This is a genomic window from Pseudobacter ginsenosidimutans (assembly GCF_007970185.1).
Classification (GTDB): domain Bacteria; phylum Bacteroidota; class Bacteroidia; order Chitinophagales; family Chitinophagaceae; genus Pseudobacter; species Pseudobacter ginsenosidimutans.
Genome location: NZ_CP042431.1, coordinates 1,445,434 through 1,467,744, shown reverse-complemented (window position 1 = coordinate 1,467,744; position 22,311 = coordinate 1,445,434). Strand labels below are relative to the sequence as shown.

General features: G+C 47.0%; 19 protein-coding genes. 6 read left to right on the top strand and 13 right to left on the bottom strand.

Translation table 11 applies throughout. The features are described from left to right. Positions 1–29: 29 nt before the first annotated feature. From FSB84_RS05985 to FSB84_RS05975, 3 genes are read right to left on the bottom strand one after another with little or no spacing between them, the layout of a single operon-like run. A complete protein-coding gene (locus FSB84_RS05985; RefSeq protein ID WP_130542429.1) occupies positions 30–1,181 on the bottom strand; it encodes a glycosyltransferase in 1,152 nt (383 codons plus the stop codon). A gap of 54 nt (positions 1,182–1,235) precedes the next feature. Continuing rightward, complete coding sequence (locus tag FSB84_RS05980; protein WP_130542430.1) at positions 1,236–2,054, bottom strand: alpha/beta fold hydrolase; 819 nt, start codon at positions 2,052–2,054, stop codon at positions 1,236–1,238. A 31-nt stretch (positions 2,055–2,085) separates the two neighbouring features. Beyond that, positions 2,086–3,330, bottom strand: coding sequence for an SGNH/GDSL hydrolase family protein (locus tag FSB84_RS05975; protein ID WP_130542431.1), 1,245 nt, complete (start codon positions 3,328–3,330; stop codon positions 2,086–2,088). Between the two features lie 206 nt (positions 3,331–3,536). On the opposite strand from FSB84_RS05975, the gene FSB84_RS05970 reads away from it, so the two are divergent. Further along, positions 3,537–3,977, top strand: a complete 441-nt coding sequence (locus tag FSB84_RS05970; RefSeq protein WP_130542432.1) for a MarR family winged helix-turn-helix transcriptional regulator — start codon at positions 3,537–3,539, stop codon at positions 3,975–3,977. A 38-nt stretch (positions 3,978–4,015) separates the two neighbouring features. Further along, complete coding sequence (locus FSB84_RS05965) at positions 4,016–5,815, top strand: acyl-CoA dehydrogenase family protein (protein WP_130542433.1); 1,800 nt, start codon at positions 4,016–4,018, stop codon at positions 5,813–5,815. 75 nt (positions 5,816–5,890) lie between these two features. Here FSB84_RS05965 and FSB84_RS05960 read toward each other — a convergent pair whose 3' ends face one another. From FSB84_RS05960 to FSB84_RS05950, 3 genes are read right to left on the bottom strand one after another with little or no spacing between them, the layout of a single operon-like run. Next, a complete protein-coding gene (locus FSB84_RS05960; RefSeq protein WP_130542434.1) occupies positions 5,891–7,381 on the bottom strand; it encodes a DUF6770 family protein in 1,491 nt (496 codons plus the stop codon). Positions 7,382–7,395: 14 nt separating this feature from the next. Further along, entirely contained in the window at positions 7,396–8,946 is a 1,551-nt protein-coding gene (locus tag FSB84_RS05955) for a DUF6770 family protein (protein WP_130542435.1), read from the bottom strand. 20 nt (positions 8,947–8,966) lie between these two features. Continuing rightward, entirely contained in the window at positions 8,967–10,403 is a 1,437-nt protein-coding gene (locus tag FSB84_RS05950) for a M48 family metallopeptidase (RefSeq protein ID WP_130542436.1), read from the bottom strand. Positions 10,404–10,473: 70 nt separating this feature from the next. Between FSB84_RS05950 and FSB84_RS05945 the strand changes: the two genes are divergently transcribed. Then, positions 10,474–11,649, top strand: a complete 1,176-nt coding sequence (locus FSB84_RS05945; protein ID WP_130542437.1) for an N-acetylmuramoyl-L-alanine amidase — start codon at positions 10,474–10,476, stop codon at positions 11,647–11,649. Here FSB84_RS05945 and FSB84_RS05940 read toward each other — a convergent pair. The 4 genes from FSB84_RS05940 to gndA form a co-directional block, all read right to left on the bottom strand. Then, a complete protein-coding gene (locus FSB84_RS05940) occupies positions 11,646–11,918 on the bottom strand; it encodes a hypothetical protein (protein ID WP_130542438.1) in 273 nt (90 codons plus the stop codon). The genes FSB84_RS05945 and FSB84_RS05940 overlap by 4 nt on opposite strands. A 279-nt stretch (positions 11,919–12,197) precedes the next feature. Further along, positions 12,198–12,941 (bottom strand): 6-phosphogluconolactonase, encoded by a 744-nt coding sequence (gene pgl, locus FSB84_RS05935; RefSeq protein WP_130542439.1) that lies wholly within the window; start codon positions 12,939–12,941, stop codon positions 12,198–12,200. Positions 12,942–12,943: 2 nt separating this feature from the next. Beyond that, the gene (gene zwf / locus FSB84_RS05930) at positions 12,944–14,458 is read right to left on the bottom strand and encodes a glucose-6-phosphate dehydrogenase (RefSeq protein ID WP_130542440.1); all 1,515 of its coding nucleotides are present in this window, start codon (positions 14,456–14,458) and stop codon (positions 12,944–12,946) included. A gap of 27 nt (positions 14,459–14,485) precedes the next feature. After that, a complete protein-coding gene (gene gndA / locus FSB84_RS05925; RefSeq protein ID WP_130542441.1) occupies positions 14,486–15,901 on the bottom strand; it encodes an NADP-dependent phosphogluconate dehydrogenase in 1,416 nt (471 codons plus the stop codon). A gap of 198 nt (positions 15,902–16,099) precedes the next feature. On the opposite strand from gndA, the gene FSB84_RS05920 reads away from it, so the two are divergent. After that, positions 16,100–16,423, top strand: coding sequence for an RNA recognition motif domain-containing protein (locus tag FSB84_RS05920; RefSeq protein WP_130542442.1), 324 nt, complete (start codon positions 16,100–16,102; stop codon positions 16,421–16,423). Positions 16,424–16,710: 287 nt separating this feature from the next. Then, a complete protein-coding gene (locus tag FSB84_RS05915) occupies positions 16,711–17,949 on the top strand; it encodes a TCR/Tet family MFS transporter (RefSeq protein WP_130542443.1) in 1,239 nt (412 codons plus the stop codon). Here the strand turns inward: FSB84_RS05915 and FSB84_RS05910 are convergent. Further along, the gene (locus tag FSB84_RS05910; RefSeq protein WP_130542444.1) at positions 17,942–20,083 is read right to left on the bottom strand and encodes a S9 family peptidase; all 2,142 of its coding nucleotides are present in this window, start codon (positions 20,081–20,083) and stop codon (positions 17,942–17,944) included. The two genes, FSB84_RS05915 and FSB84_RS05910, sit on opposite strands and share 8 nt — an antisense overlap. 102 nt (positions 20,084–20,185) lie before the next feature. On the opposite strand from FSB84_RS05910, the gene FSB84_RS05905 reads away from it, so the two are divergent. Then, positions 20,186–20,530, top strand: a complete 345-nt coding sequence (locus FSB84_RS05905; protein WP_130542445.1) for a carboxymuconolactone decarboxylase family protein — start codon at positions 20,186–20,188, stop codon at positions 20,528–20,530. A 38-nt stretch (positions 20,531–20,568) separates the two neighbouring features. Here the strand turns inward: FSB84_RS05905 and FSB84_RS05900 are convergent, their stop codons facing one another. Both FSB84_RS05900 and lptC read right to left on the bottom strand, forming a co-directional pair. Beyond that, positions 20,569–21,558, bottom strand: coding sequence for a potassium channel beta subunit family protein (locus FSB84_RS05900; RefSeq protein WP_130542446.1), 990 nt, complete (start codon positions 21,556–21,558; stop codon positions 20,569–20,571). Between the two features lie 69 nt (positions 21,559–21,627). Beyond that, the gene (lptC, locus tag FSB84_RS05895; protein WP_130542447.1) at positions 21,628–22,302 is read right to left on the bottom strand and encodes an LPS export ABC transporter periplasmic protein LptC; all 675 of its coding nucleotides are present in this window, start codon (positions 22,300–22,302) and stop codon (positions 21,628–21,630) included. Positions 22,303–22,311 lie beyond the last annotated feature (9 nt).

The following is a 22,311-nucleotide window of genomic DNA, read 5'->3' as shown; positions in this document are numbered from 1 at the left end:
GTGTGGAAATTACAATTTTATCCGGTATTTCATCGCTTCGACACCTTTCTGCCCTTCCATTCATAATGACCGAATTTGCCCAGCCAGCCTGCAATGATGGTATAGAGGATATGCAGTGGTTGCAATACAAGGAAATATTTCATGCGCCGTTGCTGCCCGAAGAAGATGGCCACGGAATTCACAAAAGGAAATTCGATCAGCATCTTGGCCAGTAGCAAAATGATGCAGAAGAAAAATGCCAGTGGCTTCCAGAATCCCATGATGAAGAGGATGAGGAATCCCAGGTTAGCCAGGTACACCAAAAGGAGCGCCCAGAAAATGCGCTTGTCGTCATAGCTGTCTGCTTTGCTGGCCCAGCGGATACGTTGCTGGAAGAAAGCTTTCCAGCTATCCACCGGAGCTGTTCTCACAATGGCTGTTTTGCTCTTGCAGTAAAATACTTTCTCAGGATAGCGGGTGAAGATCTTATGCATGAGGAACATATCGTCCCCTGAAGGAAGATGATCAATTTTTTCAAAGCCATTCACTTCTTCAAAGGCCGATTTCTCGTAGGCCAGGTTAGCTCCGTTGCACATGCTGTGTGCGCGCTTGAACACGGAGGCACCTGTGATGCCCTGTAGTGTAAGGAAGTCGAGCGATTGAAAAATATTCAACAGGTTGTCTTTCCCTTCGATCACTACCGGAGCGGCAATGAATTTAGCGTCTGTATGCTGATAATAGGAAGCGATGGTATGCAGCCATTTTTTATCGAATACGCAATCTGCATCTGAAGTAACAATGAGTTGCCCGCTTGCCTGACTGATGCCTGCCTGGATCGCTTTTTTCTTGAAAGCAGTTGATGCATTTTCATCGGCAGGCAGATCAGCCATACGGATCACTTTCAATGAAGACCAGCTTTTGCTGGCTTCATCCAGCAACCGGAATGTATCATCCGTAGAGTGGTCATCAATAATGATCACTTCAAACAATCCGGTGGGATATTCTTGCTGACGTAAAGAGTCGATCAGTACCGGCAGATTAGTTTCCTCGTTGCGGGCGGGGATGATCACCGTCACAGATGCAGTGGGTGCATCTTCCGGCGGAGTGTAGACGGGTAGTTTGTTCCAGGCATTGTGGTAATACCCGATCAATACCGCATATCCGATCAATAAAAGAAAAAATATCAGGAGAAAAAAGGGCATCGGTTCGATATTGGTTGATGCGATAAATATACGATTGTATCCATGCAATCACAACTAAACACGAAGTGATTCCGCAATGGCATCGATATGTTTTTCCTGCAACACCTGGTGCCCTGCGGGCAAAATGCTGATGGTGCACCATTCTTCAATGCCTTTGCGGAAGCGTTCAGCAGGTTGCGTCAATATGATGCGATCGTATTTTCCATATAAGAGTCGAACAGGGATCTTGTATTGTCGCACGGCATCCCTGATAATTTTGAGGTCCGGTGTAATATGACGCATGCAGATCCACCTGTTGTAGAGTTCTTTCCTGATAGCTGCATCATGTATATAATACCTGGTGAATTTGTAGATGCTCTGGTTGATCAGTTTCAGTTTATTGCCTGTGTTGAGGATAAAGAAGAACCAGCCGGGATAGTGCATAGTGAAACGAAAAAGTCCGTTGCCGATCAGGGTTTGAGTGGCCAGCCAGTACCAGCGGTTCACTTTGAGACCATCAGGAGCTAACAATACTAACCGTTGTACCTGTTGCGGCAGGGCTTGCAGCAACGAGAGTGCAGCGCGGCCGCCCATACTGAAACCCATCAGCGTGAATGCAGCATCGGACGACCAGCCTCTTGCAGTAAGAATGGCTCGTACAATGACAGTAAGATCCTGCACTTTGAAATCCAAACCTTCCTTCCATTGCGTCAGGCCATGGAAGGGCAGATCGATTGCGATGATGGAATATGCCGAACCAAGATGAGTTTCCAGGAAGTCGAAGCTGTTGGCGGTTTCGCCATAACCATGCAGGCACAGCAACAATTGAGATCCCTTACCGCCATACCGGTAATGAACAGACGATTGCTTATATAATAGAATGGCTGACTGCATGGAACAGCGCCAAATCTACTAATCTTTTTTTCTACTTGCTGAAGCTGCGGAGAATGGACTGCCCGTCGCCATAACGGATACTGAGTACATACTGACCGCCGGGGAGGTATTCAACCGGTAGCCAGAGCTGCATTTCCCCTTTCTTGAAGTGCGTTTCCCGGCTCATGAAGGAAAGGCCGCTGATGCTGAGAATATTCACTGTACCCGGATAATTCTGCGCCGCAATGAGCTCGGCCACCAGCATGGGCTGGTTTGCGGGATTGGGGTAGAGCCTGTTCAGTACCAGTCCTGGTTTGGCATTCCTGATCAGTAATGCATTGGAGTAGATGGACTGGGCCGTTTCCTGAATCTGCAGGCGATAAAAATTCTTTCCCGGCAGCGGGGTTGAATCTATATACCGGTAAGAGCTGGCCTGGGTAGCGGTGGCCTTCAGTTCCCCAAGATTGTTGTACAATTTCCCGTCTTCACTTCGCTGAACAATGAATGCTGTATTGGGATCTGTACATTCGGCTGTCCATTGCAGTGATATCCTGTCATTTCTGCATTCTCCGTTGAAAGCCTCCAGCTTCACCGGTAACACAATATTGAAAACATTCTTTGCCCGCACTCTTTCAAACAGCTCGCGGTGCCCTTCGTTATTGAAATGGATGCCATCGCCTGAGTGGAATTTTGTCAGGATGGTGCTGTCTGCAGGATTATAGAGACCATCATAGAAATTGATTGTCTGCGTGCCAAAGCGATTGATGATGGAATCTTTGATCACTGCCAGTTTTCTTTTCAGCGAAGGATTGTCCCAAATGCCACCGCTCCTGGGTTGTGTGGTGATGATATAACAACGATGACCTTCCTTCAATACCGAATCATAAATGGTTTGCAGGCATATCATGATCTCAGCAATGCTGTATTCCTCATACTTGTTGGATGGATAATTGATGAACACGATCCCGTTGTAAGGCAGTGGAAGGCCGGCCAGTTGTGCATTGGCGCGGGTCACGTTCTTGCTATGGTCCGGGCCGTCGCGATCCGGTGGCGGTACATAGCTGCTGGGCATTCCCTTGTAGACCGGGTAACCGCCAACAGCCAGTGTGTAAGTGCTGTCTACTATCCGGAGCTTGTGTTTGTAATATTGATTGAACCTGTTCACCCATGAGCTGTCCAGGGGCCAGGCTCCTGTGCCTCCGGCAGTGGAAGAGCCAACCACCGCAACGCGGTATTGTGAAGATGCAGACAGGCAACCAGCCAGCAGCATCAGGCAAATCAGATGCAATCGATTCATGCTGAACGATGTTTAGGGGTATGTTCCAGGGTGCGTACAGGGCTGGTAAATCAAAGGAAGGGAGTAATTAAAAGTACAAAAAATCCTGCTTGCCGCGCGGATTTCCGGGGAACCTGCGGAGATTGGGGCAACACAAAAATTTATAACGGAAAACTTGCAGGAACCGGCTAAAAATCCTACATTCGATTAGTTGCATAAACAACGATATGCCAAACAACCAATTCAAGAAAGGAGAATTATATAGTTTCATCACAGGTAAGGCTTCTACTGCCATCGCAAGAAGATTGCAGAAAAAGTTCAATGCTGCGGGATTGAATTTAACCATCGAGCAATGGAGTGTGTTATATCATTTGTGGAAACAGGATGGGATCAGTCAGCAGGAATTGTGTAATGCCACTTTTCGCGACAAGCCCAGTATTACGAGGCTGGTGGATAATCTCGAAAAACTGCAGCTGGTGAAAAGGGTTCCTTCTTCTTCTGACCGCCGGATGAATATGGTGTATCTCACCAAACAGGCACAGAAATTACAGGAAGAGACCATGAGCCTGGCAGAGCACACGTTGAACGAAGCGCTGGAAGGCGTTCCTACAGACCGCGTAGATATTTGTAAAGAAGTTTTACAGATCGTGTACGATAATTTGAAATAGACTTTCATCCATAATATTCACTTTATAAAATTGTCCATATGAGCAGTGCAACAGCAACCCAGCAAAATACCGTTCTGAAAGGCGGTGAATGGCTGATCAGGGAAAGCGCTCCTTCAGATACCTTCATCCCGGAAGATTTCAATGAAGAGCAGAAAATGGTAAAGGATATGTGTATATCCTTTCTCGATGCAGAAGTGATCCCCATTCTCGAACGTATCGATAAACTGGAACAGGGGCTGATGCCATCTCTGGTGGCAAAAGCCGGAGAACAGGGCCTGCTCGGCACTTCCATCCCGGAACAATATGGCGGTCTCGGCAAGGATTTCATCACCAGCACGCTGGTGAATGAAGGGCTTGGCGGAGGATTTTCTTTTTCCGTGGCTGTAGCTGCGCACACCGGAATCGGCACACTGCCGATCCTGTATTTCGGAACAGAAGCACAGAAAGAAAAATACATCACCAAACTTGCAACGGGAGAATGGAAAGGAGCATACGGACTCACTGAGCCCAACAGCGGTTCGGATGCGCTCGGCGCCAAAACCACCGCCAAGCTCAGCGATGACGGAAAATATTATTTACTCAACGGACAAAAATGCTGGATCACCAACGGTGGTTTTGCAGATGTATACACAGTATTCGCCAAGATCGATGGCGATAAATTCACCGGCTTCATTGTTGAAAGAGGTTTCGAAGGATTTACGCAGGGGCCTGAAGAGCATAAGATGGGCATTAAGGGATCATCAACTGTACAACTCTATTTCCAGGACTGTAAAGTGCCTGTAGAGAACGTGCTGGGTGAGATCGGAAGAGGTCATATCATTGCGTTCAACATCCTGAACATTGGTCGTTTGAAACTCTGTGCTGCTGCACTGGGTGGGGCAAAACGCGCTGCTACTACCAGCATCCAGTATGCGAATACCCGTGAGCAATTCAAAACTGCCATCGCCAATTTTGGCGCTATTCAGCACAAGCTGTCTGAAATGGCTATCAAAATGTGGGTGAACGAAAGCTCTCTCTATCGTACCTCCAAATGGATCGATGATAAAGAAAATGAAATGCTGAAAGCCGGCAAGCCGTTCAATGAATCACTGCTGGGCGCTGCAGAAGAATACGCCATCGAGTGTGCGATCCTGAAAGTGAGTGGCAGTGAAATGCTGGACTTTGTAGTGGATGAAGGCGTGCAGGTGCATGGAGGCAATGGTTACAGCGATGAATATGTGATCTCCAAAGCTTATCGCGACAGCCGTATCAACCGCATTTACGAAGGCACCAATGAGATCAACCGTTTGCTGACCGTTGACATGGTACTGAAACGTGCGATGAAAGGCAAGCTGGACCTGATGGGACCTGCTATGAACGTTCAAAAGGAACTGATGAGCATTCCTGATTTTGGCTCCGATGATGAAGCGCCTTTTGCAAAAGAGCGCAAGCTGATCGCCAATTTCAAGAAAGCCATCCTGATGACAGCAGGTGCTGCCGTTCAGAAACTGATGATGAAGATCGAGAATGAGCAAGAGCTCCTGATGAATATTGCTGATATGGCCATCGAAACATTCAATGCAGAAAGCGCATTGCTTCGTGTGATGAAGCTGTCGGAAATGAAAGGCGCTGATGCTGTTCAATACGAAAGCGATATCATGCAGACCTATCTCTATGATGCAGCAGACAGAATTAACAAGGCCGGCAAAGATGCCATCAACTCTTTTGCGGAAGGTGACGAACAGCGCATGATGCTGCTGGGATTGAAACGCTTCACCAAGGCTGACCCCTTCAACAGCAAGGAAGCCAGAAGAAGGATCGCGAAGAGACTGATCGGAGAGAACAAGTATCCGTTATAATTACCATACAGACAGAAAGAAAGAGCCCTTCAGCGTGGTTAGCTTGAAGGGCTCTTTCTTTTATCTTCATGAATTTTAGTTGATCTTCTCCAGGCGCATGTCCAGCTTCTTTTCCTTTTTGAAATACTCCAGGATCATTACTGAACCTGGCTTTCCGGCAAAGATGCGCATGCCGCCGGCTTCAGTCTTCAGGTTGATCTTATCTGTGGAGAGCATTCCGCTGTTGTAAGAAATGGCATTGAAGGTAAGACCTTTGTAATCCTTGTCTTTCACGTAGTCCGTATAACCTACAGAAAAAGAGCTCCGTGTTTTGTCGATCTGTGTGAAAGCATAATCGAATCCGTATGCGCCATATTTGATATAGTTCCCTGCGGCGGCGAGGTTCATCATCTCAACAGCAGCGGGGAGATCGAGGGAATTACTGTTCTTCTCGTAGATCTTCGCTTCCCTGATATTGAACTTTTCATCGAAATGAAGCAGCAGCATATCCGTTACAAGCATCTTAGCGCCTGACTTCCGGTAGCCTTCGCAAACAGCAAAGAAGTGACCATTGGATGTTTCGATAAGATCATGGAAGAAAACGTAACCGAAATCTTCCACTCTTCCTTTTTCATTTACGTTGAGCACTTTGCTGATCTCTGATTCCCAGGAATTGTATTTGGAATTAAGTACCCTGCCGGAACTGTTCATCAGCCAGAGACCTACGCCCAGGCTTCTGCCGCTGAGATTCTTTTCATTCTTGTCAAAATAGGCGCCCATCAACAGAAAGTTGTCTGTGCCTTTGAAAGTGATCACACTCATTGGCGTCATATTGTACTGCTGTGCATCTGTTCTGATCTCGAAGGCGCGTTCGCCTGATTGAAGATAGATGCCGAGTATCCATGTTTCTATTTTGGGAGCCAGGGGTGTGCCGGCAGATTTGATCACATTGAACAGCGCCACGTTCTCGCTGCAACCCAGGAAGCTGCCACCGGCGGGCTTTACAACGGAAGGAACATAAGACCATTGTCTCTTGTCTGTGCTGCTGTAAAAGTTGATCTCGAAAGTAGGGATATCATCCACCATTTGCTGGTAAACGGCGATAAAGCCTTTGTTGTCTACGGCAAAAAGATTGTTGCTTTCCGAACCGGGCGGGACTTTCATTGCTTTGAGGTAAGCAAGTGTTTTTTTGTCCACTTCACGCTGGTAACTGAATTTCTGTTTTCCATCTACACCGTAAACCCTGCAGTCGTAAGACTTCTGATCTGCATTGTAGAATTTGAAAAGGATGCTTTTGTTATCAGAGGCAGATTCCTGCAGGATGATATTCTTAGAATCAACGAATTGAACATCCTTCACCTTATTGAGGTTTTCATCCATGAGCTGGAGGGTGTACTCATTATTCTTTTTGTCCACTTTATCAGACTGGAAAAAAGTAAAATAACCCTTCACTTCATAGTTGCTGGTGATGGGGCCGGTGCTGCGCAGGAAAACGGTGCGTACATTCTCTATGCTCAGTTTGTTCTGGGCCAGACCGGAATAGGTCAACAAGAGAAAAGTGGTGATTGCAATGAATGAGAATTTCATGTGCTGCGTCAGGATTAGTTGATTTTTTCCAGTCTCAGTTCCAGCTTCTTCTCTTTTTTGAAATATTCAGCGATCATGATGGCGCCGAGCTTGCCTTCATACACACTTAATTTGCTGCCATTCTTTACAAGGTTGACCTTGTCTTTCGTAAACTGGCCATTATAGTAGGTGATGGCATTGAAGGTGCCGCCTTTGTAATCTTTTTCTTTTACAAAATCGATATATCCAACTGTGAAAGTGGAGTGTGTTTTGTCAGTTTGCGTGAATGCGTAGTCGAAACCGTTGAAGAAATATTTCACCCACATGGCAACAGTAGGCAGGTTGGCAAAATCCATTCCTGGCAGAAGGGCCACATTGGTGGGAGTTTTATCGTAGATAGTGGCGGCTTTGATATTGAACTGCTGATCGAAGCTAAGCATCATCATGTCCGTTACTTTGATCTTGGTTGTAGACGCAGCACCTCCGCCAACCAGAACATTGGCAGCAATTCCTACTGCATCGGCCTGGCGCTTATAACCTTCTCCAACGGCAAAGAAGTTACCGTCTTCAGTTTGCAGGATCTTATGGAAGTAGATATAGCCAATATCTTCCACGCGACCTTTTGCATTTACGCTGAGGTGCTTGCCGATCTCTGATTCCCAGGAATTGTATTTGGCATTGAGGATCTTTCCCTGGGAGTTTACCAGCCACATACCGAGGCCCAAACTTTTTCCTTTGGAGATATTGTCTTCTTTATCGCAATATTGCCCCATCACCAGGAAATTGGTGGTGCCAACGATCGGGGAGATATTCATTGGCAGGAAATTGAATTTGTCCTTATCCGTCTCGAAATCAAAAGCAATTTTTCCATTATGCAGGTATAATCCCATCAGGAAGGAAGAGGATTTTTTTGTGAGCCTGTTGCTTTTTTTCATCACTGAAAATACGGCCACGCTGTCTGTACTGCCAAGGTATTGTGCTTGTGCTGTTTTGGAATCTTCGCCATCAGGATTGAATGTCCAGCTGCTTTTCTTACCGCTGCCATAGTAAGACACTTCATAGGTGAAGTCTCCCTCATCACGAACAGGGATAACCGAGATGTACCCATTGTCGCCTACAGAAAAAATGGATTTATTTTCTGCGCCATTTTTCAAGTAGGCATCCAGCTGTTCCATGTATCGTTTTGTCTTTTTGTCCACTTCGCGCTGGTAGTTGAATTTCTTTTTTCCATCAAATCCGTATACGCGGAAGTCGATCAGTTTCTGCTCTTCATCGAAGAATTTGAAGATGAGATCCGTTCCATTATGAGCGGATTCCAGCAATTGCACTTTTCTGGAATCCGTGAACTTTACCTCCTTTACCTTATTGAGGTTTTCGTCCATGATCTGGAGTGCGTATTCATTGGTGTTCTTATCGATCTTATCTCCCTGGTATAAAGTGAAGTAGCCTTTTACCTCTTCATGGGCTTTGATAGCTCCTGTACTTCTGAGGGATACTGTCCTTACATTTTCGATACTCAGTTTCTGAGCAGTAGTGGCCTGACCGATAGTAAGGGCCAGGGCAAGCATTCCGGTAATCTTTTTCATGATTTGATTGAGGGTTATTATCAAAATTTTGTTTTTCCGTTTGGATAAAGTTTATTGTACAGGGCTATGAGAGAGGATTGTTCTTCTGGTTTGTTGAAATTGATCTTGCTGTTGATCAGCGCCACCAGCATGTCTTCAGACGGGTTTTCCATCTTTTCATGAGGCTGCAGGAAATAATAACTGATGGCGGCAAAGTCCATCAGCCTTACTCTTTGAATGAACTGGAGTACGGCATTGTATTTCTCCTCCTGCCAGGGTGAAGGCAGGTCCACGATCTTATTCAGTTCATGATTCTTCTGTGCCTGGAACATCCGGTTCAGGCAACGCCCGGTGTTGGCGATCAGCCAGGGATCATTTGGACGGGAGTGCAACAGTTGAAGCGTGTAATAAAAACTTCTTGAAACATAATCGTTATTGAAGCAGTGCGCAATGATCTCATAATCGAAAAGCTCCTGCAGCTGTTTGAAGGAAACCGCATCAACCGGAGCGATTTGTTTATTTCCCGTGCTGTACTGTTTCACTTTTTCTGACAGTTGCTTTACCCGAACAGCACAGTCGGGGTGCGTTTTGAGCGAGTCCCTGTCTTTACTCTTTTCTTCTTTAGATGAAGCGGCCATTGCGCTGAACAGTGATTGTTCTTCCTGTATCCATTTTTTCTGGAAGGGATATTGCGGGAAGTTGAAGATCTTATCGAGCGCCGGAGCTATATTGTATTTGTCTCTGTCGATACTGTCCAACAGTGCCAGACAACTGAGCGCTTCTTCTGTTTTGAAGGGTGTATTCCGGAACAGCTCCAATGCCATGCTGTCTGCAGAAGATTCATGTTCGCGGGTGTGACGGCGGTTATTGAAGGTGACAGACTTTGCAAGGCTTTCGAGCTGCTTGCCACGCTGGTACTCCGACTTCACGATGCGCCTGAGCTCTTCCTGGTATTCTTTAGAGTTGATAGTATTCACATAACGTTCGATGCTGTTCTGACTATGGCGAAGGTGATAGTGGGCAATTTCGTGACAAAGCACGAACGCAACCTGGCTTTCATTTTGCAGTTTGGTAAAGAGCCCGATATTGAATATGATGGTGCCTTCACCCATACTGGCGGCATTGGGCCAATAGTCCCTTGTGAACCTGATCCTGTAACCTTGCTGGGAGATTACGGGGTTGTTGATGAAAATGGTTTTTACCAGTTGTTGCAGGTAATTGTTGGCAACAGAATCTGTGAGAATGCGATTTTTAGCTGTGAGCTCTTTGAGATCTGTATATCTGTTCTCATAGATCTTTTTGAAATCGGCCTTGTAGTAATTGCGGAGTGTATCCAGCAATTGCTTGTGTTGCGTGGCCATATTCGCGTCCCAGGATTTGATCTGGGCGGCATCGTCATTAAGTGGTTTGTAAGTGATGGATTGGGAAAAGCATGGGGGGCTGGAACATACGATTACCAACAGAAAAAACAGTCTCATTCGGTTAGATAGAGGTTTAGGGTTGCGGTAAAAATAATAAAATCCTTTTGCAATACTGTATCTTTCCTATATGAAAAATATGCTAATTGTATTATTCATTCTTGCTGCCGGAGCAATGGGTAAAGCGCAGGATTCCACTGTAAAGCCCTTCCTGGTGAAAACCATCGGACCATTGCCATACCTGGAATACGGCACCGGGGACGACCGCCTGGGCGGAGCAAAAATGACTTATCTCGATACCAATGTAGTGCTGAAGGTGGTAGACTCAACAGGCACGGATTACAAAGTACAGTTATCGAAATATCATATCGCTTATGTATCCAAGGCCAATGTGGCGGCTGACTCAGGTTTGCGTCTCGGCAACGAGAACCTCAGCGGCAGCTGGATGGTAAGCGGAGAAGGGAAGTATGATCTGGTGTCGATCTCATTACCTAACAGGCTGCCTTATAAAAGTGTGCAACAAATAAGTCCTTCCCGGATCGTGGTGGACCTCTATGGCGTTACCTCCAATACCAACTGGATCACACAACGCGGTACCTCTTCTTTTATCAGCAGCGTTTGGTATGAGCAGCCGGAGGATGATGTAATGCGTGTGTTCATCGAGTTGGGTAAGCCTGTTCACTGGGGATACTCCATTGCGTACGATAGTCTGGGAAGCAGGCTGCAGATCAAGGTGAAGCGTCCTCCCGAAAGTCTGCGTCTGCGCGATATGGTGATTGCCATCGATGCAGGACATGGAGGCAGCAATCTTGGCGCATCCGGGAAGAATTCTAAAGTACTTGAAAAGAACCTCACGCTTCAATATGCAAAGGCGCTTGAAAAATTGTTGAATCAAAAAGGCGCAACGGTTGTCATGACCAGAACTACTGATGCTGATGTAACGCAACCTGAGCGTGCGGCATTGTTGCGAAAAGCGGAACCTGATCTGCTGATCAGCATCCACTTCAATTCATCCGGCAATCCTGCTGTGAGCGGTACGAGTACCTATTACCGTTATATCGGTTTTCAACCATTGACACAGGCGATCCTCAAACGTATGCTGGAGCTGAATTTCAACAATTATGGAAATATTGGAGGTTTCAATTTTGCATTGAGCGGTCCAACAGAATATCCGAACTGTTTGGTGGAAGTTGGTTTCCTGAGCAATGAGGATGAAGAGAAGAGGATGCTGAAGAAAGGGTTTGATGAAGATGTGGCGAATAAGATTATGAGGGGAATTGTGGATTGGTTGAGGGCAATGGATTAAGCTAGTTTGTCACTATAATCCAACAGTTGTTTATATGCAATTGATACATGTTCTTCTTTAAACAACTCTTTCTTACGTTCATTCCAAATTTTGTTCATTACTCCTTCCAACGAGAGTGAAGGATTATCTTTTAATATATAATCAGTAGTTGCCAGAATCTCCAGGGAAAGTTCTGAACTGAAGCCATCAATAAGGTGTATCAGATTTTTAAGCCTGATAGTATCTTCTGAATCTAATTCTGTTTCAACAAAATGTTCACTTCTGGCCATTTTTCATAATTGAGATGCAAAGGCTCAAAAGGCTTTATTGGCTGACCCCTCGTGCAAAGTCCTGCTTGTACAATATTTACAAGGTTTTGCAAATGGCAAATCCGATAACAGAATTTTCTATTGGAATTAATAGCAACCACTTCTCTCTTTTAAGTAGATACAATTTATGAATATAAGTTCAAGCTTAGATTAAGTTTCTTTTATAGCATCTACACTAAAGAAAAAGCGTCTGTACAACGTTGCACAGACGCTCTATAAAGTTATGTGTCGACCCTGATATTATGATTGATTCCCGGAAGTTTTGTCTTTCAATCCACCTGCCGCCGCTTCATCCACAAACCAATGCAGTTCGCCTGACTGTGGTTGTATCAATTGGGAAGGATACAACTCAATATTCTCCGGTCCTTCCAGCACATGCTGCAATGCGTTTGCTTTGTTTGCCCCAAAAGTCAGGAACACTACGCTCTTCGCGAGGTTCACTACCGGTGCTGTAAGCGTGATACGATACATATCCTGCGCCTCAAGCCAGAAAGATGTTACCCATGCTTCCTGTTCTTTGATAGCAGGTGATCCGGGGAAAAGGCTGAGCGTATGCGCATCATCTCCCATTCCATTCAATACGAGATCGAAGGTTTGATTCCCTGAGGGAAAATATGTATGCAGGATCTTTTCATAGGCAAAGGCTGCTGCATCTGCCGCGAGATCCGTTTGCATGATATGAACCTGTTCTTTTTTCACAGGCACTTTATTCAGCAGCGCTTCGAAGGTCATACGTGCGTTATTGCGACTGTCTTCAAACGGCACTGCTCTTTCATCGCCCCAGAAAAAATGCAGCTTCTCCCATTGGATGCGTTCACGGTAAGGGCTTGTTGACAGCAGTTCGTACAATTGCTTGGGCGAGTTGCCGCCGGTGAGCACCCAGGTAAAACCATCCTGGTTCTGCAGGGTTCTTTCGATGAGGCTCGTGATCCATTCAGCGAGTTGATGACTCACTTCATTCGCATCTTTATAAATGTGCAGCATGCTTAATCCTTGTGTGGTTGAGGAAGTGTTACCCAGTTCTTGCCATCGCGTGCGATGAGCGCTTCTGCGTCTTCAGGTCCCCAGCTGTCTGGTGCATAGTTGGGGAAATCAACGGGTGATCTGCTTTCCCATGTTTCGAGGATGGGCATGATGATCTTCCAGGCAGCTTCCACCTGGTCTGAGCGCATGAAAAGGGTTTGGTTTCCTTCCATTACATCCAGCAGCAGCGTTTCGTATGCTTCCGGTTCGTCGCCATCATAAGCGTCTTTGTAATTGAAGATCATATCCACGGGATTGAGGGTCATGCTCTGTCCGGGGCGTTTTGCCTGGAAGCGCAGACGGATATCCATTTCGGGCTGAATGCTGATGGTAAGCCTGTTGGGGCGCCAGGTATCTGCTGCTTCGGAAGGGAAGGCATAAGATGGCGCGGGCTTGAATTGTATGTTGATGATGGTGGATTTTTCGTGCATGCGTTTTCCTGTACGCACGTAGAAGGGCACATCCTGCCATCTCCAGTTATCGATATAGAATTTAACAGCGGCAAAAGTGTCGATGGGCGAATCAGGACTAACACTTTTTTCCTGACGATAGCCGGGAACCTGTTGTCCTTTCATCCAGCCGCCGGAGTACTGGCCGCGTACTGCATGCGCATGTACTTCATCGTTAGAATATCTCCTGATGGCGTTGAGAACATCCACTTTTTTGTTACGGATCTCATTGGCCTCGAAAGACACGGGTGCTTCCATCGCGATCATACACATGAGCTGCAGGATATGGTTCTGCACCATGTCGCGGAGCGCCCCGGAGCGTTCGTAATAATCGCCACGACCTTCAGCGCCTACGGTTTCAGCCGCAGTGATCTGGATATGGTCGATATAATTGCGGTTCCAGATGGGTTCGAAGAGCGCATTGGCGAAACGCAGGGCGAGGATATTCTGAACTGTTTCTTTTCCGAGATAATGGTCTATGCGGTAGATCTGTTCTTCGTTGAAGAGTGAAGAGAGCAGATTGTTGAGCTCCTTTGCACTTTCCAGATCATGACCAAATGGTTTTTCTACCACAATGCGGGTGCACTTGGTATCATGGCAAATATTGAGGGAGCCGAGTTTCTGAGCGATATCAGGCACCAGTTGCGGGGCCACGGCCATATAGAAGATCACATTGGGGTGTTCTCCAAATTCAGCTTCTTTCTGTTTCACGATCTCGGCGATCTTCTGGTACTCTTCTTCTACTTCAGCATTCATCTGGAGGTAAGATACATGCTGAGAGAAATCATTCCACTTACCATTCTGTTCTTCCTTGCGGCGGGAGAACTGGCGTATGCCATCCATCAGATGTGTATGGTAACCTTCGGTAGTGTAGGGTCTTCTTCCGATCCCTACGATGCCGAATTTCTCGGGCATCCAGTTATCGATAAAAAGATTGAAGAGAGCCGGGGAAAGCTTTCTGTGATTGAGATCGCCACTGCCACCGAAGATGAATAATAGTGCTGCCGGTGGCCTTTTATGTTGTTGCATAGTATTGAGATAATTCAGTAGTCAAAATCATTGGTTCCATTCAGTGTGGAAAGATCCGGGTTGGTCGATACGCTGATAGGTATGAGCCCCGAAATAATCCCTTTGAGCCTGTAACAGGTTGATCGGTAATTGCGCGCTGGTGTAAGCATCAAAGTAGGTGAGTGCATTCAGCAGAGCGCCGGCAGGGAAGCGGTTGGTAACAGCGGTGGCTGCTACGGCGCGCATTCCGGCTTCTTTGCCCTTCAGCATGTTTGCAATCTGTTTATCTAATAACAAATTTTCCAGCTGAGGGTTCTGATCATAAATGTTCGTGAACAGGTCAAGCAATGTGGAACGGATAATACAGCCGGCTCTCCATACTCTTACAACAGAAGGCATGGGGATCTGCATATCCAGCTCTGTGGAAGCGCGGTGCAGCATGGCCAGTCCCTGTGTATAACTGATGAGTATACCAAAGAAGAGTGCATCATGCACCTGCTGTACAAATGTAGCTTTATCGGTTGTAACGGGAGTGATGGAATGAGCAAATAATGCAGCCGAATTGGTCCTTTCGGATTTCAGTGCGGAGATATTGCGCATAGTCACTGCCATATCGATGGTGGGTATGGGAACGCCGATGTCCATGGCATCCTGGGAGGTCCATTTACCGGTGCCTTTGGCTCCGGCTTTGTCCAGGATCATATCAACGAGGTAATTATTTGTTTTATCGTCTTTTTGTTTGAAGATGGCTGCAGTGATCTCGATGAGGAAGGATTGCAGTTCGCCTTTGTTCCACGCATCGAATGTCTGGTGGAGTTCATCATTGCTTAGGCCTGCTCCGCGGTGAAGCAGGTCATAGGCTTCGCAGATCAGTTGCATGATGGCATATTCGATTCCATTGTGGACCATTTTCACGTAGTGGCCTGCTGCGCCTTTACCGAGGTGTGCAACGCAGGGCTCTCCTTTGAATTTGGCGGAAATGGCTTCCAGCATAGGTTGTACATGGGGGTACGCTTCCTGGTCGCCTCCGGGCATGATACTCGGGCCTGTTCTGGCGCCCTGTTCTCCTCCGGATACGCCCACACCCATAAAATGGATACCTTTTTCAGCGAGGTATTGCACCCTTCTCAGCGTGTCTGTGTAGTGGGAGTTGCCGCCGTCGATAATGATATCGCCGGGCTGAACCAGGGGGAGAAGACTTTCGATCACATCGTCCACGGGTTTGCCGGCGGGAACCAGCATCATGATCCTGCGTGGTAGGGAAAGCCCGTCTGTCATAGCTTTCAGATTGCTCACTCCTTTTACTGTGGTACCGGTGGTTGCGGCTTTTTCGAAGGCGGTGGTCTTCTGTTCGTCCTTATCAAATCCGATTACCTTAAATCCGTGATCAGCCATGTTCAGGAGGAGGTTTCTGCCCATTACTCCGAGGCCGATCATACCGAAGTCGAATTGTTGTGCTGCCATGCTTTGGTTTATAGAAAAGCAAAATTAGGTAAATTGAGGTAGTATTTTTAGAAAGCCGTATATTTGCGTCGCAATTTGAGCGATTGAGCATTTAGTAAGTGAACGATAAATTCTGCTACGCAATTCCCCTGCTATTAGTTAAGTCTTCTTTACTCTGCTTACTTCTCAGATGATTATTTAATTTAACCAGTTTTTAGTATGAACATTTATGTTTCGAATTTGAGCTACAACGTTACGGATGAAGATCTGAACGACTTTTTTGCAGACTATGGCGAAGTAACTTCTGCCAAAGTTATCACTGACAAATTCACCAACAAAAGCCGTGGCTTTGGTTTCGTGGAAATGCCCGATAACGAAGCTGCTCAAAAGGCGATCACTGAGTTGGATGGTGGCATTGTAGAAGGAAGAGCTATCAAAGTTACTGAAGCACGTCCTCGCGAAGAGCGTAGCGGCAACGGTGGCGGCGGCGGTCAAAAACGCTCTTTCGCTCCCCGCAATAATAACTATAACAACCGTTATTAATTAGTGCGTATAACCGATACTGAAAGCCTCGCATCTGCGGGGCTTTTTTTATTGCACTCAAGCTCTCTTCAAAAAGTTGTTCGCATTTCTACCTGAAAAGGTGAATTTGCCAAACAATTTCCGAGGTCAAAATGTTTTCCAATTATAATGTTGCTGCATCATTCCCGATGTGCAAAAAAAACACTCTCTTTTTGCCGAAATTTCACCGGTTACAAGCATGATTGTATGGCTGCAAAGCCTTAATACACTTACTTTGCAGAGCTCTTACAACAACTAAACTTCATCTCATGAGATCAACGGGGAAAGCGGCTTTAGGATTCATCTTCGTAACCATTTTAATTGATGTGATCGGATTTGGGATCATCATCCCGGTAATGCCAAAACTGATCATGGAACTGGCGCATGTAGACATCAGTACTGCTTCCACTATCGGTGGCTGGATGGTGACTGCTTATGCCGCCATGCAATTCCTTTTCTCTCCATTGTTAGGTAATCTTAGCGACAGGTATGGCAGAAGACCTATCCTGCTTATTTCTTTATTTGGATTTGGTATCGATTATATATTTCTCGCATTTGCGCCAACGTTAGGCTGGCTTTTCCTGGGCCGCATCATTGCAGGCATCACAGGCGCCAGCTTCACAACGGCCACAGCCTATATTGCAGATATCAGTGAACCTGAAAAGCGTGCACAGAACTTCGGCATTGTAGGCGCTGCTTTTGGAATGGGCTTTATCATCGGACCTGTGATCGGCGGATTGCTGGGCGGATTCGGTACCCGTGTTCCATTCCTGGTAGGTGCTGGTCTTACATTATTGAACTGGCTCTATGGTTTCTTCATTCTTCCTGAATCTCTCAAGAAAGAGAACAGGCGCAAGTTTGAATGGAAGCGCGCCAATCCGGTAGGCTCATTGATGCACCTGAAAAAATATCCGGCATTGATCGGACTGGTTACTTCACTGGTGATCGTATACATTGCATCGCACGCAGTTCAAAGTGTATGGAGTTTTTATGGTATCGAGAAATTCAACTGGCATGAAAGCGAGATCGGTATTTCGCTGGGCATCGTGGGACTGACCGTTGGCCTGGTGCAGGGCGTGCTGATCCGCAAAACGATCCCGCTGTTCGGGCAGGAAAAAAGTATTTACATCGGGCTGATCCTTTATGCAGTGGGCATGGTGCTGTTCGGGCTGGCAACAGAAGGCTGGATGATGTATGTGTTCACGGTTATCTATTGTCTTGGTGGTATCGGCGGTCCTGCTCTTCAGGGCACCATCTCCAATCATGTGCCTGCAAACGAACAGGGCGAACTGCAGGGTGCATTAACAAGCCTGATCAGTGTAACGGCGATGATCGGCCCTCCGCTGATGACAGGATTGTTCAGCTACTTTACACATAAAAGCGCACCGGTACAATTACCCGGCGCGCCTTTCTATCTGGGTGCATTCTTATTATTGCTGAGTGCGTGGCTCGCTTACAGGGCGCTCTACAAAGAGAAGCATCCGGTTGCGCCGCAGCAGACTACCTGATATAACGCTCGAAGAATTCCCAGGTGCGTAACATCTGGTCCATACGCTGACGGTTATCGCCACTGCGTGTGAGCTCGTGAGTTCCTCCGGGATGACGAACGTATTCCACCGGACGGCCCAGCACTTTCAGTGCACGATACATCATTTCGCTTTGCACAAAACCTGTTCTGCGGTCATTGTCTCCGTGAAATATGATATACGGTGTTCTGATATTTTCAACATAATTGAAGGGAGATTCTCTGTTGAGGATCTCTCTTGCTTTTGGCTCCCAGGGATAACCACCGAAATAGTTAGGCACCAGTCTCCAGGCATTGCCTTCGCCAAAGAAGGTATTGAGTTCGTATACGCCTCGCTGTGAGCAGGCAGCTTTGAATCGCTGATCATGAGAAATGATCCATGCCACCAGGTAGCCTGCATAGGAACCTCCGGTCACTACCAGTTTGGAAGTGTCGGCCCAGCCTTCTGCAACGGTTTTATCCAGCGCAGTGAGTACATCACTGGTAGGCCCCTTGCCCCAGTCTTCTATATTGGCGCGAAGGAATTCCTGTCCGTATCCACCGCTGCCCCTGGGGTTGCTGTACACAACACCATAGCCTTTGCTGCAGAAGAACTGGTATTCATGCCACATGCTGGCTTCTCCTGGTCCCCACATGGCGGAAGGGCCCCCGTGGATCTCCAGTACAAGGGGATATTTCTTGCCGGGCTCATAGTTGGCGGGCTTCATCACCCAGTATTCTACAGTAAGACCCTTATCGTTCACAAAAGTTTTCTTTTCGGGTAAGGATATACGTTTCTTACTGATCCAATCAGTATTGAGTGATGTGATGCGCTTTGCATTCTTTGCGCTACCATCGGCGAGATACAGTTCGAATGGACTGGTAATATCGGTTCTGGAGTACACCAGTTTATTGTTCACGAGATCGAAACTGCCAACACCTCCTTCATAATCGGTGAGCTGTTCCACTTTTCTCGTTTTCAGATCAACACGGTAGATGGGCGCGCCGCCGTTGCTTTGAGCCGTGAAGTAGAGATACTTTTCATCGTTGCTCCAGGTGAAGCCGCCTTTTGTTCTGTCGAACGGAATGGTGATGATATCTTTTTCATTGCCATCGATCGGCATAATGCCCAGCGCTTGTACATTCACGAAAGAAGTAGTGCCGTAAGCGAAGGCCAGCAGTTTTCCTGAGGGAGAGAGTTTGGGAGCGAAGAAGGATTTTCCTTTTTCTCCCAGCACTTTTCTGAACCTGTTGCCATCAGTTCCCATGATGTAGATCTCATTTTCAAGGATGCGTTCAGGGCTCTGGCTGATATCTGTGTTACCGGTCAGAATGAATTTGGAGCCATCGGGCGTGAAATCCGCAATTGCCAGTCTGGCAAAGCCTTTGGTAACGGGAGCAGGTGTGGCACCGGGCGTTGCGCTTACCAGCCAGTAATGTGTGAAGCCTTGTCCACCGTTGATATTGGCTTCATCCTGGAAATTCAGTTTATTGAGTAGTGTGGCTTTCTTATCTGTGATATTATTATCCAGCCAGGCTCTTACTTCTTCGATATTCCCATCAGGATCTGCTTTGGATGAATTCTTCAGCCAGTTGTTGTTATCGAATCCGGGTCTTTCGAGTGTGTATTCCGGAACTATCTTACCAGGATTGAGGATGGTGTCTTTGAGTAGATCTTTGATGGTGATACCGGCAGCAAAGAGGATCTGTTTTCCATCGGGGCTCCATTTGGGAGAAGATGCGCCGTTCTTGTGTTTGGTGAGTTGAATGGCTTCGCCGCCATCGAGACGTAGCAAAAAAATCTGCGGTTTACCATCTGCTGCGCGAACGAAGGCAATGCTTTTGCCATCGGGGCTCCAGGCGGCTTGTCCTGCATTCTCTTTGCTGGTGAGTTGCTTTGGCTGTGAACTGCCATCGGTACCCACCATCCAGAGTTGAGAAACATATTTGTAATCGGTTTTGCTTTCGCCATCAGGCTCGATGCCGGTAACGCTGTAAACGGCCTTGCTGCCGTCATAGGAGAGGTTTACACTGCTGATGCTTTTGATCTTCAGCATGTCTGTAACTTTTACAGGCTCCTGGGCAAACAGAACCGGCACCTGCAACAGAAACAGGAGGACCCATGTGACATTTTTCATAAACAGTCATTTAGAGAATGAATGTACAAATTCAATTTTTCTGAGAAAGAAGGAAATGATCAACGGCTGCATTTCTTAATGTAGCTTTAATAAATTTTCTACATGAGCAATCTGATTCAGGAATTCAACAACTACCGTTCCAAAATGAATGAAGTGATACTGGGCAAGAATAACCTGGTAATGAAACGCCTCTGGAATCTGGACACCAATACCTATGAAGCCGGAGCATTGGATGTGGCTACCAAAGAAATGCTGGGTCTGGTAGCCAGTATGGTGCTGCGCTGCGATGATTGTATCAAATACCATCTTGGCAAATGTCATGAAGTGGGTATCACTACTGAACAGGTGTATGAAGTATTTGCCGTAGCGAATATTGTGGGTGGTACTATCGTGATCCCGCATACGCGACGCGCCGCGGAATACTGGGAAGAGCTGATTGCGCAGTAGCAGTCACTCGCCGGGAGGCGAGCGACTGTGGCAGGCCGTTATGCAAGATCCATTGAAGGTTTATTCTGCAAAATATTTTCGATTTGCGCCAACACTTCCGGCGTGAGCAACTGTAGTACGTCGAGCGCTTTGAAGTTGTCATCCAGTTGTGATCTCTTAGTGGCTCCGAGAATAGCGGTGGTCACGTTGGGATTTTTGATGGTCCATGCAATTGCAAGCGAAGCGAGCGATACATTGAGTTGTTTGGCCAGCTCTGTGAGTTTTTTCACTTTCTCCAGCTTCGCATCCTGGATCCAGCGGTCTTTCAGCCAGTCGAACCCTTCCAGGGCCAGGCGGGAATCCGCAGGGATGCCATCATTGTATTTTCCTGTGAGGAAGCCGGCTGCCAACGGGCTCCAGATAGTAGTGCCCAGGCCAACATTTTTGAATACAGGAAGATAATCCTGCTCCATTTTGAAACGCTCGAACATATTGTATTGCGGCTGTTCCATTACGGGCCCGATAAGATTGTATTGCTGCGCCACGCGATGCGCTTCCATGATCTCTGCTCCGCTCCACTGGCTGGTGCCCCAGTAAAGGATCTTGCCCTGCTGAATTAGGTTGTGCATGGTCCAGACCACTTCCTCGATCGGCACATTCACATCCGGACGATGGCAGAAGAAAAGATCCAGGTAGTCCAGCTGAAGTCTTTGCAGCGCTTCGTTACAGGCTTCAAAAAGATGTTTGCGGCTGAGCCCTGTCTGATTGGGTTTGTTATCTTTTCCTCTCCAGCCGAAATAGGCTTTGGAAGAAATTGTATAGGAAGTTCTGTCCCATTTTTTCTTTTTGAGAACGCGCCCCATCATCTTTTCACTTTCTCCCAGCGCATATACCTCAGCGTTATCGAAGAAGTTGACGCCCCTGTCATAGGCGATGCCCATCAGTTCATCGGCAAGTCCGTCTTCCAGTTGTTTGTGAAAGGTTACCCAGCTGCCGAAAGACAGTACGCTCAATTCCAGTCCTGATTTTCCAAGTCTGCGATATTCCATGATCATTGCATTTTAAGGCACTGAAAATACGGAAAAGATTGGCAGGAAAGAGGAGAATTGCCGTTGAGATCAGGCTGCTGGTTTCGCGGGTTCCTGTTTTGCGGGAACAGGAGTTGGTGGAGGTGGTGGAACAGGTTTGCCTGGTGTGGCTGAGTCCCTGCGAAGACTGTCGGCGCCAGCGGGGCCGGCTTCATCAGGCGTTGGCAGTTTGCCGGAATTGCCATACAGTTCATACCAGCTCAGGTCCTGTTTGGCCTTCATGCCATTGCGGGAAAAGATATCGGTGCCATCACGTTTAGTGATATGCGAAGGTTTATCTGTATAGAATTGTTCTTTGTTCTGGTCCCACCACAATTCGGGTGTGCGAAGCGTATCGCCATTTTTGATATTGATCACAATCACGCTATCCCTCAGCAATACCTTGCTCTCGTATTCACGGTACTTTCCATATTTCGCATCGAGAATGGTTTCGATAACGCCGGTGGTATCGTAAAAATCAACATGCAAAGAGCGGGGGAATTCGATGTATTGGGAATCTTTTACCTGTCGCAGCATGTACGGGGCAGTGAGGCGGGCCTTGGTCTTGCCTTCCTGGCTCATGTAACTGTCTACCTGAATGGCTTCTTCGATGGCTATCGCTTTCTTGCCGAAAGCAGCATCTACTTCTTCGGTAGTGTTCTCGCAGGAGAAAAGAAAAAAACAGCCCATAAACAGGGCTGCACGAAAAAAAGAATATGTTGACATGAACCTGGT